Origin of the sequence: Pseudoalteromonas amylolytica (genome assembly GCF_001854605.1) — a bacterium.
Taxonomy (GTDB): Bacteria; Pseudomonadota; Gammaproteobacteria; order Enterobacterales; family Alteromonadaceae; genus Pseudoalteromonas; species Pseudoalteromonas amylolytica.
Genome location: NZ_MKJU01000025.1, coordinates 575612 through 592542, shown reverse-complemented (window position 1 = coordinate 592542; position 16931 = coordinate 575612). Strand labels below are relative to the sequence as shown.

At 42.8% G+C, this 16931-nt stretch carries 15 protein-coding genes; 3 read left to right on the top strand and 12 right to left on the bottom strand.

Translation table 11 applies throughout. The features are described from left to right. Positions 1-16: 16 nt before the first annotated feature. The 6 genes from BET10_RS09220 to BET10_RS09195 all read right to left on the bottom strand — a co-directional run bounded on the left by BET10_RS09220 (position 17) and on the right by BET10_RS09195 (position 5302). A complete protein-coding gene (locus BET10_RS09220) occupies positions 17-385 on the bottom strand; it encodes a hypothetical protein (RefSeq protein WP_070985210.1) in 369 nt (122 codons plus the stop codon). Positions 386-390: 5 nt separating this feature from the next. Beyond that, positions 391-1239, bottom strand: a complete 849-nt coding sequence (locus BET10_RS09215) for a PhzF family phenazine biosynthesis protein (RefSeq protein ID WP_070985208.1) — start codon at positions 1237-1239, stop codon at positions 391-393. Positions 1240-1282: 43 nt separating this feature from the next. Beyond that, entirely contained in the window at positions 1283-1912 is a 630-nt protein-coding gene (upp, locus tag BET10_RS09210; protein ID WP_070985205.1) for a uracil phosphoribosyltransferase, read from the bottom strand. A gap of 12 nt (positions 1913-1924) precedes the next feature. After that, positions 1925-2473 (bottom strand): NAD(P)H nitroreductase, encoded by a 549-nt coding sequence (locus tag BET10_RS09205; protein WP_070985204.1) that lies wholly within the window; start codon positions 2471-2473, stop codon positions 1925-1927. 85 nt (positions 2474-2558) lie between these two features. Beyond that, positions 2559-3257, bottom strand: coding sequence for an HvfX family Cu-binding RiPP maturation protein (locus tag BET10_RS09200; RefSeq protein ID WP_070985202.1), 699 nt, complete (start codon positions 3255-3257; stop codon positions 2559-2561). 83 nt (positions 3258-3340) lie between these two features. Then, positions 3341-5302 (bottom strand): NADPH-dependent 2,4-dienoyl-CoA reductase, encoded by a 1962-nt coding sequence (locus BET10_RS09195; protein WP_070985200.1) that lies wholly within the window; start codon positions 5300-5302, stop codon positions 3341-3343. 265 nt (positions 5303-5567) lie between these two features. On the opposite strand from BET10_RS09195, the gene sppA reads away from it, so the two are divergent. Both sppA and ansA read left to right on the top strand, forming a co-directional pair. Further along, positions 5568-7436, top strand: a complete 1869-nt coding sequence (gene sppA, locus BET10_RS09190) for a signal peptide peptidase SppA (protein ID WP_070985600.1) — start codon at positions 5568-5570, stop codon at positions 7434-7436. 59 nt (positions 7437-7495) lie between these two features. After that, positions 7496-8506 (top strand): asparaginase, encoded by a 1011-nt coding sequence (gene ansA / locus BET10_RS09185; RefSeq protein WP_070985199.1) that lies wholly within the window; start codon positions 7496-7498, stop codon positions 8504-8506. Positions 8507-8553: 47 nt separating this feature from the next. Here the strand turns inward: ansA and gndA are convergent, their stop codons facing one another. Continuing rightward, a complete protein-coding gene (gene gndA / locus BET10_RS09180) occupies positions 8554-9927 on the bottom strand; it encodes an NADP-dependent phosphogluconate dehydrogenase (RefSeq protein ID WP_070985198.1) in 1374 nt (457 codons plus the stop codon). 463 nt (positions 9928-10390) lie between these two features. On the opposite strand from gndA, the gene pyk reads away from it, so the two are divergent. Continuing rightward, a complete protein-coding gene (gene pyk / locus BET10_RS09175) occupies positions 10391-11824 on the top strand; it encodes a pyruvate kinase (protein WP_070985196.1) in 1434 nt (477 codons plus the stop codon). A 216-nt stretch (positions 11825-12040) separates the two neighbouring features. Here pyk and BET10_RS09170 read toward each other — a convergent pair whose 3' ends face one another. The 5 genes from BET10_RS09170 to BET10_RS09150 all read right to left on the bottom strand — a co-directional run bounded on the left by BET10_RS09170 (position 12041) and on the right by BET10_RS09150 (position 16931). Beyond that, positions 12041-12865: a LytR/AlgR family response regulator transcription factor gene (locus BET10_RS09170; protein WP_070985192.1), complete on the bottom strand. Its 825-nt coding sequence runs from the start codon at positions 12863-12865 to the stop codon at positions 12041-12043. Next, positions 12865-13935 (bottom strand): sensor histidine kinase, encoded by a 1071-nt coding sequence (locus BET10_RS09165; protein ID WP_070985191.1) that lies wholly within the window; start codon positions 13933-13935, stop codon positions 12865-12867. The genes BET10_RS09170 and BET10_RS09165 overlap by 1 nt, the downstream gene beginning before the upstream one ends. Positions 13936-14080: 145 nt before the next feature. Continuing rightward, entirely contained in the window at positions 14081-15637 is a 1557-nt protein-coding gene (locus BET10_RS09160) for a SulP family inorganic anion transporter (protein WP_070985189.1), read from the bottom strand. 122 nt (positions 15638-15759) lie between these two features. Then, positions 15760-16218 (bottom strand): Lrp/AsnC family transcriptional regulator, encoded by a 459-nt coding sequence (locus tag BET10_RS09155; RefSeq protein WP_070985187.1) that lies wholly within the window; start codon positions 16216-16218, stop codon positions 15760-15762. A 71-nt stretch (positions 16219-16289) separates the two neighbouring features. Further along, positions 16290-16931: an MBL fold metallo-hydrolase gene (locus tag BET10_RS09150; RefSeq protein WP_070985184.1), complete on the bottom strand. Its 642-nt coding sequence runs from the start codon at positions 16929-16931 to the stop codon at positions 16290-16292.

Below are 16931 nucleotides of genomic sequence, written 5' to 3'. Positions count from 1 at the left end.
GGCGATCTCGCTCTCACTATTTATCCGAGTTAAATAAATGATCTAAGGTTAAAATACACACCGCAATCAACAAGCTCAACCCGCTTAATACCAGCAAGGGTTCACTGAACACCCCTACATACATTACATAGCCTAGAACGCCACAACCCATTTGCGAAATCAAAACGTGAGATAAACTAACATTTGGGTAACGCAGTGCAGCGACAGACATCACCAACAAAGAAATCAGTCCAATTAGCGCAGCTAGTAGGCTTATCAAAGCCGTGAAATTAGTATCTAGATCACGTAAATATACAAACACACTGATGAGGCTGACCCCAAACCAGCCGAAGCTAGCAGGCCAAATAAGTACTCTCAAAACATATTTGAGCAACACCACTTTCATTGACGTTAATCACTTAATGTAAAATCACCGACGTGGGTTACATAGCCACTGACGACAATATTCACAATGTCCTTGCCATCACACGTTAGCTCCACTTTAATCTCGCTAGGCCTATCCACAAACCGCCCTTGTTGGATGGAAATGTGTGGTTCAGTTGTCAGACCTTGCTGATATAGATACGCTGCAACTGGCCCTGCTGCACTGCCAGTTGCGATATCTTCAACACTACCCAAGTTGTCCCAAGTGCGGCCTTCGAAGTTGTTAACATCAATAAGGTATAAAAATTTTGCCTGATATTGCTCAAGCATCGATTCAAGCTTATTGGTACTAAATGAAACTTTGCTCAACCCATGTTCAATCGGCAAAATTAAATAAGGAAGGCCAGTACTGATCACCTGTACTGGCAAGTCCTGCGGCTGCAATTGTTCAATTCCTAAAGCCGCGTAAAAAGGTTCAGATTGCTTAGCGCTTAGAGTATTGATCAATTCCGGTGCACCTTGATGCATAGCCGCCAAGAAATGCTTACCCCGCCAACGACTAGTCAACTCAACAACCTTATGATTTAGCTCAATCGACCAAGTGTGTGTATCACTGGGTGTGCCAAACTGTTGATGTAAGTAATAGCTCAGTCCAATCAAAGGATGGCCTGCAAAGTCCAGTTCTTCCTCCATGGTAAAGATCCATGCGCGATAAGGTGTGACGTTAGTATCCACAAAAATTGACTCAAACTGGCGCATCTCTCTCGTCCATGCCTGCATTTGCCTTTTGCTAAGGCCCTGACAATCGTGAAATATCGCTAATCCATTGCCTTGCAATTTTTGTTTGCTAAATACATCAACTAATTTGCATTGCATCGTTGCTACCTTTAAAACTATGCTAACTTACTGCCTTCACCATTTACACGGTGCCGAATATCTTGTCTCCAGCGTCACCAAGGCCGGGAACAATATAACCATGCTCATTCAAATGACTATCTAATGCAGCCGTATATATTTCAATATCGGGGTGCGCATCCAGTGTTGCTTTGACTCCCTCAGGTGCTGCGACTAATACAATCGCTTTAATGTGTGTACACCCTGCCTTTTTAAGCATGTCGATGGTAGCTATCATGGAGCCTCCAGTTGCCAGCATAGGGTCAATAACAAGGCTTAGACGCTGATCTATTTTGCCCACCAGCTTTTCAAAATATGGTACGGGCTCAAGCGTTTCTTCATTGCGTTGCAAGCCAACAACACTGACTTTGGCCGACGGGATAAGCTCCATTACACCATCCATCATACCAAGGCCCGCTCGCAAAATGGGCACAACGGTAATTTTCTTACCTTGTAATTTACATACCTGAATATCGTTACCTTCCCAGCCCTTTATCGACTGTTCTTGCAAGGGCATATCTTTAGTCGCTTCATAGGTAAGCAGCGTGCCTATTTCACTTACCAGTTCACGAAAACTTTTTGTACTTATTCCATACTCTCTGAGTAACGCGAGTTTGTGTTGTACTAATGGATGCTCAATAACGTGTAATGACATAGCTATTAGCCCTTATAAATCACTAAAAAATGTTTCAGCTGTGTGGCGTACCGGTTTTGTACAGGCAACCGTAGGTGTACCCAAATAAAGGTAACCTACAATTTCATCCTGTTCGTTTAAACCTAGCAGAGATTTTACTTTTGGGCTTTGTGCAAAATAACCCGTTCTCCAAACTCCAGACAGATGCTGTGCAAAAGCGGCTTGCTGCATCGCAAAAACACTGCATGCTGCACTCTCAATCTGTTCAATTCTCGGCACCTTCGGGTGCTCTTGATAAGGGCTAACAGCAATAATGATCATAGGCGCTCGCTGCGGTAGCTCTTTGGCACGACTGATTGTGCGCTCGTCCTGATGCTCGCTGACCGCTGCTTGATGATAAATTTCGCCTAACCTTTCTCTACCTTCGTCCTGCACCACAATAAATTTCCAAGGGGCTAGACCACCATGATCTGGCACCTTCAACGCGGCTTTTTTGATAATCTCTAGTTGGGCTTGAGAGGGCCCTGGAAAAGATAAATTACTGTCTGATTGACGAGTAGTAAGTAGCTCAATGGCATCCATAACACCGTACCTTAATTGCGATATCTAGTTGCCAGTGAGAATACCATCGTCTGCCTCTATCATCTATCAATGATGTGATTTTTTGTTATTTTTCAAGGCAGTTGTTTTTTGCTTGCCGTTTAAGCCAGTAATCCATACTGACATACCTTCCACCACCACTAAAAATAAGACTCAGTAACATCGCAAAATAAATAGCAGCAAACTCAATGCCGTTGTTCAAGATAACCACATTTCCCTTTTCATACAGGTAATCCGGATATCCATGAGTTTCTATCAATGACTTAATTTTATCGAGGCGCTCACTCACCTCGGCGCTGTTTTCTAAGCTCTCTTTCGCAGCAGGTACGCCCAACCAGCTATACGCCAACGCAGCACTGGTTTGTGGGTTTGATGGTGCCACAGAAAACCAACCATTATCCCAATGCACCGTTGTGGCAGCAATGAACATGGTAAACAGTAATGGTATGGATACGACTCTCGTAAACAAGCCAATTAAAAGTAGCCAACCTCCCAGCAACTCACTCCACCCCGCCAAAAATGCGAGCAGATCAGGAAAAGGAAGCCCAAGACCCCACTGGTCATTACCAAACCAATTTACAACATTTTGATCTGCCAATAAGTTACTGGGAAAGCTGAATTGATCATTCGCTAAATTGAGCTTGCTATACCCTGCTACTATCATTACAGGTGCGAGTATCAGTCTGAATAGTAAAGCGGGAAGCCCGTTGAGTATTTGTGTTTTATCGAATAAATATTGATAGGTGTTGTGGAGTTTGCAAAGCATAAGCGGCCTTTCGAATAATCCATAATAAATATAGTTATTAGTCTAGACCGCTTTTGAGCTAGGTTTCTTGCAACAGAAACTTATTATATTAGCCGAGCCGCTTGTAACGCTTCAAATATGGCGCGTTTGGCGTCTATTGCACTGGCAAGTTTTGCCCCGCCTATCACATGGTGATTGTCTGGCAATGCTTCCTTATCGAATAGTTGATCATTGGAAACTTGACCTATACATGCAATGACCGTATCAACATCTAGCCACTTCTCTTCTCCGGCTTGCTTGATAAGCAACCCTTTATCAGAAAATGCCAGATATTCACATTCAGCAATTTGCTCAACTTGATGTTGCTTAGCAACTTGCCTGTGTATCCAACCCGTCGTTTTACCCAGATCACTACCAAAACGACCAGGACTACGTTTTAACATGTACAACTTACGGGGGTCTCTAAGCGGCTGAGCTTCACATTCAATGCCCCAGTGATGCTTAAATTCTTCAATAGATTGTTCACTTTTTTCTGCTAAAAACGCAACCATATCAAATCCGATACCACCTGCTCCCAATATCGCTATTTTTTCACCCAGTTCAACTTCTCTGCGGATCACCTCATCATATGCGAACACGCGCTTGTCGTCACTACACTCAATATTAGAAAGCCTAGGCCTAACACCTGTAGCAAACACCACATCATCAAACTGCTGGGACATCTCAGCCTGATATTCAGTGTTTAACTGCATTTCTACATTAAGACGCTTTAACTCTGATAGGTAATAAGCCAACGTTTTTTGGAAGTCTTCTTTGCCAGGGATGCGCATCGCAAGGTTGAATTGACCGCCTGGTTGAGCGTTTTTATCTATAAGTTTAACCTCATGCCCTTTGCTCGCTAGATAATAACTGGCAGATAGTCCAGCAGGTCCTGCGCCTACAACCAACACTCGTTTTTTGTTAGCAGCAGGTTGCAATGGGTAATCCAGTTCAAAGCCAGCTTGAGGATTCACCAAACACGTGGCCCGCTTACCTCTAAATACATGGTCCAAACAGCCTTGGTTACAGCCGATGCAAATATTAATCTGTTCACTTTGCTGTGCGGCATACTTGTTGAAAAACTCAGGATCAGCAAGTAGAGGCCTCGCCATTGAGATAAGGTCCGCTTCTTGGTTTTGCAAAATACTGTTAGCAATCTCGGGGGTATTGATCCTATTGACTGCAATAACAGGAATATCAACCACATCTTTTAGACGCTTCGAAGCTTCTTTAAATGCGCCTGGCGGAACCATACTCGCGATGGTTGGCACTCTCGCTTCATGCCAGCCAATTCCCGTGTTTAAAATATCCACACCCGCCGCCTCTAACGCCTTTGCTTGCAGGGTTACTTCCTCTGGTGTAGACCCATTTGGGATCAAATCCATCACCGATAATCTAAAAATGATGATGAAGTTATCTTTCACTGCACCACGCACAGCTTTAACAATTTCTACCGCCAAGCGCATACGATTTTCTAAAGTACCACCGTATTCATCGCCTCGTTTATTGGTGTGATTAGCCATAAACTCGTTGATCAGGTAGCCTTCTGAACCCATTATCTCTACACCATCGTAACCGGCTTTTTGAGCTAATTTAGCTGAATGAGCAAAATCTTTTATCGTGCTTTTGATCATGCCCTTTGACATTGCTTTTGGCTTATAAGGATTAATGGGCGCTTTAATGGCACTGGGTGCCACATTAAATGGATGATATGCATAGCGACCTGCATGTAGTAACTGCAGACAAATCTTTGCACCGTGCTTATGAACAGCTTGTGTGTACGCTTTATGTTTGATTACATCATATAAAGTGTTAAACGAGGACGATATTGGCGTCAATTTACCTCGCAAATTAGGACTATATCCTCCAGTGATTAATAATCCTGTGCCGCCTTTAGCACGTGCTTCGTAAAACGCACTTAAACGCTTACGGTTATGCCATCCTTCTTCTAGGCCTGTGTGCATCGACCCCATCACCAAGCGATTACGCAGCTCAGTGTGTTTTAATTCTAATTGTTTTTCTAACATTACTTGCCCCGACAAACTGGTCTAACCTGTGCAACATTAACAATTTTTTGTGATTTAGCAAGCATCGGTTAAAGTAAATTTTTTGTTTATAGGCTGATTATCTATGCTAACTTGCTCTTTCTAAGTATAAACAGCTCAGTTTTGGGCCTAAACAAAGTTGTTAAATACTTCGTTACGTTTTTGAGGTAACAACCAAATATAAACTGAGTTATGATGTTTACATATCATAATTAGCAGTTCGTTCTGATGAGGATTAGTTTTGAATCTGATTGGTAAATTTTTTAAAGCATTATGGCACGGCTTAAACTTTTCACGCCGTTTGGTCTTAAACATCATTTTTTTCATAATCATAGTCGCCGCTATTATCGCGATTTTTAGTGATAAGGAAGAAATCACAGTCTCTGAAAATAGTGTATTGAGGTTAAACTTAAATGGGTATCTGGTTGAAGAACTAACCTACATAGACCCGTTAGACGCAGCATTTCAAGATCTCAGTGAGTCCGGTGATGAGCCTCACGAAATTCTGCTTGATGATGTCTTAGAAGTCATTAACCGAGCCAAAAAAGATGATAGAATTCAGGTGCTTTGGCTTGACCTAGAGAACCTCTATGGTGGCCACCTTGATAAGCTAGAAGTCATAACTCAAGCGTTAGATGAGTTCAAGAACGCTGACAAGAAAGTAATCGCACATGGCTCATACTATTCACAAGCACAATATTATTTGGCCGCACATGCCGATACTATCTCACTTCACCCTTATGGTAGTGTAAAGATACGCGGTTTCTCCTCTTACCCGCTTTATTTCAAAGATGCATTAGACAAGCTGAAAGTCACTCAGCACATTTTCCGTGTTGGTACATACAAATCGGCCATTGAACCGTTAATTCGCAACGACATGTCTGACGCTGCAAAAGAAGCAAACCGTTTATGGCTTGGTGAATTGTGGCAACAATATAAACAAGAGATAGCTGATGCACGACCTTTCGGGTTAGATAATTTTGACGAAACGCTCGATGACTACGAGATGAAAATACAAGCTGTTAAGGGTGACTTCGCACAGTACGCATTGCACAACGGTTGGGTTGATGAGCTGAAAACTGATCAGCAACTACAGTCAGAACTGATTGAACTAGTTGGCTTAGATAAGCGCGGTAAAACGTTCAATCAAATTTCCTTCGATGAATATCTTGAAATGATCAAGCCGCCTGTGCAGTTTGAAAACCCAATAACTGAAAAGGTAGCCGTTATCGTTGCACGTGGTGCTATCGTGGACGGTAAACAAAAAGCTGGAAAAATTGGTGGCGACTCAACAGCTGCGCTACTTAAAAGAGCACGCTTAAATGACAAGGTAAAAGCTGTTGTGCTTCGCATAGATTCAGGCGGCGGCAGTATGTTTGCATCAGAAACCATTCGTAATGAAATTCTAGCGATAAAAGCGGCAGGTAAACCTGTGGTTGCTTCGATGGGCTCAGTAGCGGCGTCTGGTGGCTACTGGATTGCAGCGTCAACGAATGAAATTTGGGCTGCACCAAGTACAATCACAGGGTCTATTGGCGTGTTTGGGGCAATACTAACATTTGAGAACTCCTTAAAAGAGCTGGGCATTCACTCTGATGGGGTGGCAACAACTGAACTCAACGGTATGTCTATCGCCCGTGGAATTGATAAACAACTTGTAGATATTTACCAACTTAGCGTTGAGAACTCTTACGACAAGTTCATCTCACTGGTTGCGCAAGAACGTAATATGACCAAAGAAGCGGTTGATAAAGTTGCTCAAGGCCGCGTATGGACAGCAACACAAGCTAAAGAGTTCGGTCTTATTGATAATCTAGGTTATAAAAAGGATGCCATTGAGGCCGCAGCAAAGCTTGCAAACTTAGACTTCTATGAAGTGATAACAATTGAGCAAGAGTTATCTGAGAAAGAGCAGCTAATTCGTGAGTTCTTGGGTTCAGCTACGGTAAAATCAGCGCTTGCAGGGGTAGCCCCTGATGCGTCTGTAGCCAAATTAGCAAGTGGTTACCTATCACCTATCACATCTCAAGTTGAACAGAATCTTGACCTGCTCAATCAATTTAATGACCCCAATGGGACTTATGTACGCTGTTTAGTATGTGAAGTAAGCTTCTAAACTGCCAAAGTAAGTCAGCAATTGATATACTAAGCCCAGAATTTATTCTGGGCTTTTTTATGAAAAGAAAAAAAATATATATCGCTTACACTGGCGGTACTATAGGTATGAAACAATCTAGTCGTGGCTATATTCCTGCTGAAGGCTATTTGACGGAAACCGTAAAGAACAATGCAGAGTTCACCCGCGAAGAAATGCCCCTGTTTGATATCCATGAATATTGTCCGCTGATAGACTCATCAGACATGTCACCATTGCATTGGCAGATGATAGCCGACGATATTCAGGAAAAATATGAACAATACGATGGCTTTGTTGTTCTGCATGGTACAGATACCATGGCATATACAGCGTCAGCGCTATCTTTTATGTTTGAAAACCTGACCAAGCCCGTGATTGTAACGGGTTCACAGATCCCGCTGTCACAATTGCGCTCTGATGGCCAAGTCAATCTGCTAAACGCTATGTACTTGGCTGCCAATTACCCGATTGCCGAGGTCAGTTTATTTTTCAACAATAAGCTATTTCGTGGTAACCGAGCAACCAAAGCTCACGCAGATGGCTTTGACGCATTTGCCTCACCGAACCTTCAGCCGTTGGCACAGTCAGGTATTAATATTCAGCTCAAAGAAGGTAAATTGAGTCCCTATGTTGACCAAGCTTTACAGATCACGCCTGTTGTTCAACAACCGATTGGTATTTTATACCTGTATCCAGGGATCAGCATCGAAATCATAAACAGTGTTATCAATAGCAATATCAAGGCGCTGATCTTACTCAGCTTTGGAGTTGGCAATGCTCCCCAACAAGGTGAGTTCTTGGCTGCACTGAAAGCCGCCAGTGAACGTGGTGTCGTTATAATTAACCTCACGCAATGTATTCAAGGGCAAGTAAATATGGGTGGCTACGCAACAGGTAATGCGTTACTCAATAGCGGTGTACTCAGTGGCTATGATATGACACTTGAGGCTTGTATTGCAAAACTGCATTATTTGTTCAGCCAAAACCTAGAACTTGAAACAGTAAGGCATTTGATGCAAGACAACTTGCGTGGCGAACTCACTCGCTAAACAAAAAAGCCGGCTAAATACCGGCTTTTATCATTTATAGCATCGAATCAACGTACTTTCGATTCTAACTCTACTAGATCGGTTATATGGCATGTCTCACCACTATGAGTCTTGATACCGTGCTCACCAAAGTAGTCACGCTGAGCCTGAACTAGGTGACCGTTACTTGGTGTACTCAATGTTGCGATATACGTTTGTGTTGAAGACAACACAGGGAACGCCAAGCCACTGGCCATAGCTAACCCTGCTACGTTACGAAGCGCGGCAGATTCTTTTTCCAACGTATCTATAAATTCAACGCCTTGTGCAATATCATCTAAGTAGTCAGCTCGAATAATGCAACCAGCTCTCCAAGTTTGCAGCGTTTTAGCTAAGTCAACTTTCCATTGGTGTTCACGAGATGCGCCCTTAATAAGCGCCAGACCCTGGCGGTAACACAGCAAGCTTGCCATGTAAAACGCGTCTTTTAATTCATCAAGATCAACGTCAACTTTTATGGTTGCCTTTTTGGCATAAGTCATTTCTTTGGCCGCGTGTGTGTCTATAGTATTGGTGAGGTGTCTGGCTTGCACCGCGGCAACTAATGATGGTACCGCAATACCAAGCTCAAGTGCATTCTGTGCAGTCCACAGTCCAGTACCTTTTGCGCCAACTTTATTATCAATCAAATCAACCAAAGGCTCTGACTGTTCCGTTTCAAGGCTTAAAATATGGCTTGAGATAGATAATAAATAGCTGTTTAACGACCCTTGAGACCACTGTTCAAATATCGCTGCAACTTCCTTTGGTGAGCGCTCAGTCCCATGACGAAGCAGTTGATACACCTCAGCAATTAGCTGCATTAGCGCATATTCAATGCCATTGTGTACCATTTTTACGAAATGACCACTGGCCGATTGCCCGACGCGTGCAAAACAAGATTCGCCGTTGTAGCTCGCAGCCACTTTTTCAAACCATGGTTCAATACGCTCCCATCCGCCTTCTGAGCCACTGGCCATCATGGCTGGACCATGGCGCGCTCCTTCTGCACCGCCTGAGATACCCATAGTGGCAAACTCAAACTTATTCTGATATTTCAGCTTTCGTGTAATTCCGTCTTTATAATTACTGTTGCCACAGTCCACAATAATATCTTCTTTGGCGACCCCAGCCTCAATTAAATCAGTGCACACGCGATCAACTAACTCACCAGCTGGTACTAGTAATAAAATCGAACGAGGTGATTCTAGGCGTCGTACCATATCACCGAGATCTGAAACTATGTGTAAGCGCTCAGCTAAGCCCAAAGATTGAGCACAACTAATTAACTCAGCGCCCGCGTCAGGGTTTGTGTCATAGGCAACAAGTGTTAACCCCTTTTCGATAAGATTCAGCGCGAGGTTTTTACCCATCACACCCAAACCAACTAATGCAACTTGCATTTAGTTTCCTCCTCGGTAACTACAAATATAGTGAGTATATAAACTTCAAAAACATTATACCCTAGCCCCCTTTAGATGCTAAGGGCTAACTACTGCACAACACACTGTTGATCTCACCTATCAACACAGCAATAATCAGCGACAATCGACGGAAGTCGACTTATTATAATAACGTATTGCCAACGACTTTAGCCGTTTGCGGCATAAAAAACACTCATAAGTAAACTTTTTGGCAATAATATCAGTGATTGACCTACACTGACACCGGTGTCATAATGATGTCATACAGATCATATAATTTAATCTCGCTGTTAAAAAGAGTTTTGAGTTAAATCTTTCTAATTATCGCGGTTAATTTGCAGCAAATATGCTCATTATACAGACTTGTTTGCAAACAAGTGATCTTGTAACTGATTTGCACAAATAACATAACCCTATGGACATAGGCCTACAGGAGCTCCTGATGCTTAGACGCACAAAAATCGTAGCCACACTTGGACCGGCAACGGACAGAGATAACAATTTAGAAAAAATCATCCAAGCTGGTGCCAATGTGGTCAGACTGAATTTCTCCCATGGTGTTGCACAGGATCATAAAGATCGTGCACAGGCAGTACGTGACATAGCACAAAAGCTAGGTAAACACGTTGCTATATTAGCTGATTTACAAGGTCCAAAAATCCGCGTGTCTACCTTTAAAGAAGGTAAAGTCACATTAGACGTTGGCGCTAAATTCACGCTTGATGCAAAAATGGAGAAAGGCCAAGGTACTGTTGTATCGGTAGGTATTGACTACAAAGAGCTGCCACAGGATGTGAGTAAGGGTGACTTATTGTTGCTAAATGATGGCTTGATTCAGCTAGCAGTTGACAGTGTAGATGGTCACCTAGTCCATACTACTGTAACCGTAGGCGGTGTGTTATCAAATAACAAAGGTATTAATCGCCTAGGTGGTGGTCTAACTGCCCCAGCGTTTACAGAAAAAGATAAAGAAGACTTAATCACAGCTGCGGAAATCGGCGTGGACTATATTGCTGTATCTTTCCCTCGTAGTGGTGATGATATGCGTTATGTACGCTCTTTAGCTGAAAAGGCAGGTTCAAACGCGCAACTACTTGCTAAAATTGAACGCGCAGAAGCAGTAGAAACTCAAGAAGCCGTAGACGATATTATCTTAGCTTCAGATGCTGTCATGGTTGCGCGTGGCGACTTGGGTGTTGAAATTGGCGATGCAGCATTAGTGGGCAAGCAGAAGCTGATCATTCGACGTGCTCGCTCATTAAACCGTACCGTAGTCACTGCCACGCAAATGATGGAATCGATGATAGACAATCCGATGCCTACACGAGCAGAGGTTATGGACGTTGCCAACGCTGTATTAGACGGTACTGACGCAGTTATGCTCTCAGCTGAAACCGCTGCTGGTGATTACCCAGAAGAAACCGTAGCAACAATGGCTCGCGTGTGTCTTGGTGCTGAGTCTCAACCAGAAATACACGTCTCCAAACACCGTTTGGATAGCATGTTCTCCGATACATCTGAAACATTGGCTTTATCGGCTATGTATGCTGCCAACCATCTGGACTGTGTAAAGGCTATCGTTGCATTGACCGAATCTGGTAAAACAGCCAAGTTAATGTCACGTATCAGTTCTGGCTTACCCATTTACTCTCTATCTAGACATAAAAGTACATTGGGCCAGACTGCGCTTTATCGCGGTGTATATCCTGTATTCTTCGACTCAACAAAGTGCTCAGATCAAACCATGGTACGTGATGCGCTGAACACACTTGTTGAGGCCGGCTCTCTTGCAAAAGGCGATACCGTCATTCTGACACACGGTGATGCGATGGAAACGATTGGTGCTACCAACACCATGAAGATTGTCACCGTATAACTGGTATTTTTATTTGGGGCGGCTTTTAAGCTGCCCTATTTTTTAGAGCAAAAACCAGACTCACGCATAAATAAGAAAACAGCAAAACCATTCACATTCGCTAAATAAAATTAAAAGTCACAACTATCGCCGCCACCGAATAACACAGCGTTTTGACGAGTATAAATTACCAAATAGCGTACACAACTAAACGAATGTTTGCTCAAGTACCCTGTACTAGCTTGCCAACGCAGCCTTAACTTTATCTCGGTAACTGCGGCTCACTTTAAGTTCTTGTCCATTTTCTAGCACTAACAAATATTCGCCACTGCTTTGCGTCACCAGTTTGCTGATCTGCTTTGTGTTAACAATTGCCGAGCGATGAACGCGAACAAACAGAGCTGGATCGAGTTCTTGTTCTAACTCTTTCATCGTTTTACGTAAAATGTGCGTTTGACCGTCACTGCAATGCAAGCACATATAATCGCCCGCGGCATCAATCCACTGAATTGTTGCTGTCGACACGCGAATAATTTCGCCCTGCTCTTTTACAGCAAGTGACTCTGGGTATTTTTTATCGACTAATGTATCACCAGTTGCGAGCTTCTTTAAAATCTCTTCGCAGTTGTTTCCTGTAATACCTGCCACGAAGCTAGCCAGCTTTTTCTTATGCACGTTGTCTTGTTGTGTTTTTAAATAACTTTGCACTTTTTCCACCGCCTGTTTTAGTCTGTTGTCATCAACGGGTTTTAAAATGTAATCCAATGCATGAATCTCAAACGCTTGAACAGCGTATTGATCAAATGCTGTCACGAATACAATCGCAGGGAGTGGCTTTATACTCTCGCTCAATGCTCTTGCTACCTCGAAACCGTTCATGCCTGGCATTTGAATATCTAAGAAAACTAAATCTATATCTTGCGACTGACACACATCGATTGCTTGTTGCCCACCACTGCATAACTCTACGACTTCAATTTGCGAAAATGACTGTAAGCGCACTGCTAGGCCTTTTCTTGCCAAGGGCTCATCGTCGACAATTAATGCTTTTATTTTGCTCATTACTTCTTAGCCTTTTCAAAAGGAACACGAATATTCACTTTTAAACCATTTGGTTCATTATGTGACAACACAAATGAATAATTATTTTCGTAAAGTGTTTTTAGTCTATCGATGGTGTTTGCAATACCCACACCTTGGGCATTTTTAAGCTGTCCATTATCTAATTCGGCGCCGGGACCGTTGTCTCCTACCTCTAGCAACAGCTCATTGGCGAAAACTTGAGCTTTGATCTCTAGCTTACCGCCTTCTGCTAAATGGGCAATGGCATATTTAATAGAATTTTCGATAATGGGCTGTAGAATCAAACTCGGTACCATTGCTTGCTTTGCTTCTTCACTGACATCGATGTCAATTGACAGACGCTCATCAAAACGAACCTTCTCAATTTCAAGATACAACTGTAGAGCATGTAGCTCTTGTTCAAGCGCAACTTTCTTGATCGGATCGGTATTAAGGGTATAACGTAAAAAGTCGCTTAACCTTGCGACCATCAGGTTTGCATCCTTATTCTCTTCGACCAAAATCAAGGTAGAAATCGCATTGAGCGTGTTAAATAAAAAGTGAGGATTTAGCTGGTAACGTAGCATCTTCAATTGTGCTTCATGCGCCATAGTATTCGCTTTTAGCGCTTTTTGACGCTCACTTTGTAGCAACTGGTAATATTTAATACCGAAATACAGGCCACTCCAACACAGTACAATGTAAACTGAATCTAACCCCTGCTGAAGATAATAAAACCACTCTTCAGGACGGTAACCATGTCGATATATCTCCCAAAGATTAAACTTTTGAACAACCGCCCATAACGTGCCTGTTACGTAAGAAGCACCAAATACTACAAGTATCAACACCCATGGTGAGGCATTCCATATTTTGCGATACAAATATCGCAATGGTACTGTCATTAAACAGCCTGCATAAGCATTCAGCACGATAACAAACACGTAAATATCGCGCATTTCAAATACTTTTGAGCCTATATAGTTAACTAGTGCATAACCCAACCAGCCAGCTATTTGCAAAACCCAAAAAAAACGTTGTCGATTATCGACCAGTGCTTGCCATTTCAAAAGCTTATTAAACTCCTCGTATTCTGTTCTAATTATATCCCAGTGCTCTTGAAAGGATCACTGTAAATTGTCTTAGTTTTCTTACTGTCCAGCGCAAATAAAAAAGGCACCTAAGTGCCTTTTTTAATGATTTTCTATGCGTTCTTTATGCAAGTTTATCTGAGGCGACCTTATATTTAGGGTCTTCTATTACATTGACTTCGACAAGATCTCGCGCTTTTTCTAACAGTTGGCGGCAATCTTGACTCAAGTGTCTCAGATGAAGCTTCTTGCCAGCTTTGGTATAACGCTCAGCCAAGCTGTCAATCGCTTCAATTGCACTGTGGTCCGCAACGCGGCTGTACTTAAACTCAATAATAACGTCGGCAGGGTCACTGTTTACATCAAATAAATCAGCAAAATTCTTTACCGAGCCAAAGAACAGCGGTCCATGTAACTCATAAACCTTCGAGCCTTCTTCATCAATATAATTATTTGTGTAGATATGCTTCGCGTGCTCCCATGCAAATACCAAAGCAGAGACTATCACACCAACGCATACCGCAATGGCAAGGTCAGTGATCACCGTCACACCAGACACTAATACAATCACGAAAGCATCAGTTTTTGGTACACGCTTCATTAATCTAAAGCTTGACCACTCAAACGTTCCCAATACTACCATAAACATAACGCCAACAAGCGCTGCCAATGGGATCATCTCGATAAGACTCGCAGCAAATAAAATGAAACCTAAAAGCAGAACCGCTGCTGTAATACCCGACAGGCGACTACGCCCACCCGAGTTAATATTTATCATTGATTGACCAATCATGGCACAGCCGCCCATCGCTCCAAATACACCACAAGTCATATTCGCTGCGCCTTGACCAATACACTCTCGATTACTGTTACCACGTGTTTCGGTGATTTCATCTATTAATGTTAGAGTCAGTAACGACTCAATTAAACCAATTGCGGCGAGAACTAAGGCATAGGGGAAAATAATAGTAAATGTTTCCCAGTTAAAAGGCACCATTGGTATATGGAACTGCGGGAAACCGCCAGCAATGGTCGCATTCACATCCCCTGACATATCTTTGAGATAATCCAGCACGTTTCGTGCATCAAGGTCTAGGCCAATAACTAATCCAGTAACAACTAAAATAGCGGCAAGCGAAGAGGGGATAGCTGTGGTCACTTTAGGGAGAAAGTGAATAATAAACATCGTCAGCGCTACCAAGCCCAACATGATATACAGTTGAGAGCCTTGCATCCACTGCAGCTGACCTTGTGCATCAGAGACTTTAAACTGCCCTAGCTGCGCGAGGAAGATAACAATTGCTAGGCCGTTTACAAACCCCAACATAACAGGATGTGGTACCATTCGAATGAACTTTCCGAGCTTGAAGACCCCTGCCAGCACTTGCAGGATCCCCATCAGCAGTACCGTGGCAAACAGGTATTCGACACCATGCTCAACAACAAGACTCACCATAACAACGGCCAGAGCACCTGTCGCGCCTGAGATCATACCCGGACGACCGCCAAAGATTGACGTAATTAAACCAACAATAAACGCAGCGTATAAGCCAACGAGTGGATCAACTTGCGCAACAAAGGCAAATGCAACCGCTTCTGGAACTAGCGCAAGTGCGACAGTTAAACCAGATAAGATGTCATTTTTAGCAGAGCTTGGCGCCTTGCTGATTAAATTAAACATTCACATCCTCTTACAACATACAGAAAAGCGCTGGATTTTAACAAAACACAGCGCTTTTAACAAATTAGATTAAAATGTATCAAACTGACAGCAGTATCACGACACAATTACATTATATCTCGTTATAATGGTAATGCAGTCGTTCTTTTAACACACGTCATGGTCACATTTGAATGTACTTCTTGAACGTATTCAAGGTTGAGTAAATTGTCTCTCACAAACAACTCATACCCTTCTATACCACGAGAGATAATTCTTAGCATAAAGTCCATCGTGCCAGCCATGGTGTAACATTCTGTGACTTCATCATAGCTCATGATAAGCTTTTCAAACTCTGCTAGATTGTTGCGGCCATGGTTGGACAAGCGCACGTGTGCATATACCAGCATATCAAAACCAAGTTGTTTCTCATCCAATAGAGCAACTTTACCCTTGATATAGCCATCTTGTTCTAATTTGGCAATTCTTCGCCAACATGGTGATTGAGAAAGCCCAACTTTATCTGCTATTTCTGCCGTTGAAAGGCTCGCGTCTTGCTGTAATAGTGCCAAAATTTGGCGATCAACCTGATTTAATGACATTGTTTTTTCTTTAAATTTTAGTCAGTGGAAAAAATTATACATGCAGACAAGCAATTTGTCCGCCCCTATGATCACCCATACTGTCCACTCATAAATGGGTTATTATACTTTTCAAAGCCTATGGTGGTGTTTTCACCATGCCCTGATAACACCACGGTTTCTTCTGGCAAGGTAAACAACTGTTCCAGTATAGATTGCTTTAACTGGCTTGCATCACCTTTAGGAAAGTCAGTGCGACCCACTGACCCTTTAAACAACACGTCGCCTACAATAACTTTAGAAGAATCATTATGATAAAACACCACATGGCCTGGTGTGTGGCCTGGGCAGTGTCTTACTTCCAATTGCATTTTACCCACACTAACAGGCTCTTTGTGTGACAGCCAGCGATCAGGATAGAATGCAGCCTTTGGTGCAAAACCAAACATTTGCGACTGCATAGGAAGCGCATCGAACCAAAACTTCTCATCTAGGTGTGGACCTATAATTTCTAGACCCAGCGCTTTTTTTAGCTCATCAGCCGCTCCAACATGATCTAGATGTCCATGCGTGAGTAATATGCATTCAATATTAAGCTGACCATCATGAATACATTTGAGCAGCTTATCTGCGTCTCCACCTGGGTCAACAATAGCTGTTTTACTCGTTTCAGGGCATGTAATAAACCGCGCATTTTGCATAAATGGCGTTACTGGAACTGTTAATACTTGCAC

Coding starts and splice junctions, on each gene's coding strand:
- BET10_RS09220 (WP_070985210.1), bottom strand. CDS start 385: ATGAAAGTGGTGTTGCTCAAATATGTTTTGAGAGTACTTATTTGGCCT.
- BET10_RS09215 (WP_070985208.1), bottom strand. CDS start 1,239: ATGCAATGCAAATTAGTTGATGTATTTAGCAAACAAAAATTGCAAGGC.
- upp (WP_070985205.1), bottom strand. CDS start 1,912: ATGTCATTACACGTTATTGAGCATCCATTAGTACAACACAAACTCGCG.
- BET10_RS09205 (WP_070985204.1), bottom strand. CDS start 2,473: ATGGATGCCATTGAGCTACTTACTACTCGTCAATCAGACAGTAATTTA.
- BET10_RS09200 (WP_070985202.1), bottom strand. CDS start 3,257: ATGCTTTGCAAACTCCACAACACCTATCAATATTTATTCGATAAAACA.
- BET10_RS09195 (WP_070985200.1), bottom strand. CDS start 5,302: ATGTTAGAAAAACAATTAGAATTAAAACACACTGAGCTGCGTAATCGC.
- ansA (WP_070985199.1), top strand. CDS start 7,496: ATGAAAAGAAAAAAAATATATATCGCTTACACTGGCGGTACTATAGGT.
- gndA (WP_070985198.1), bottom strand. CDS start 9,927: ATGCAAGTTGCATTAGTTGGTTTGGGTGTGATGGGTAAAAACCTCGCG.
- pyk (WP_070985196.1), top strand. CDS start 10,391: ATGCTTAGACGCACAAAAATCGTAGCCACACTTGGACCGGCAACGGAC.
- BET10_RS09170 (WP_070985192.1), bottom strand. CDS start 12,865: ATGAGCAAAATAAAAGCATTAATTGTCGACGATGAGCCCTTGGCAAGA.
- BET10_RS09160 (WP_070985189.1), bottom strand. CDS start 15,637: ATGTTTAATTTAATCAGCAAGGCGCCAAGCTCTGCTAAAAATGACATC.
- BET10_RS09155 (WP_070985187.1), bottom strand. CDS start 16,218: ATGTCATTAAATCAGGTTGATCGCCAAATTTTGGCACTATTACAGCAA.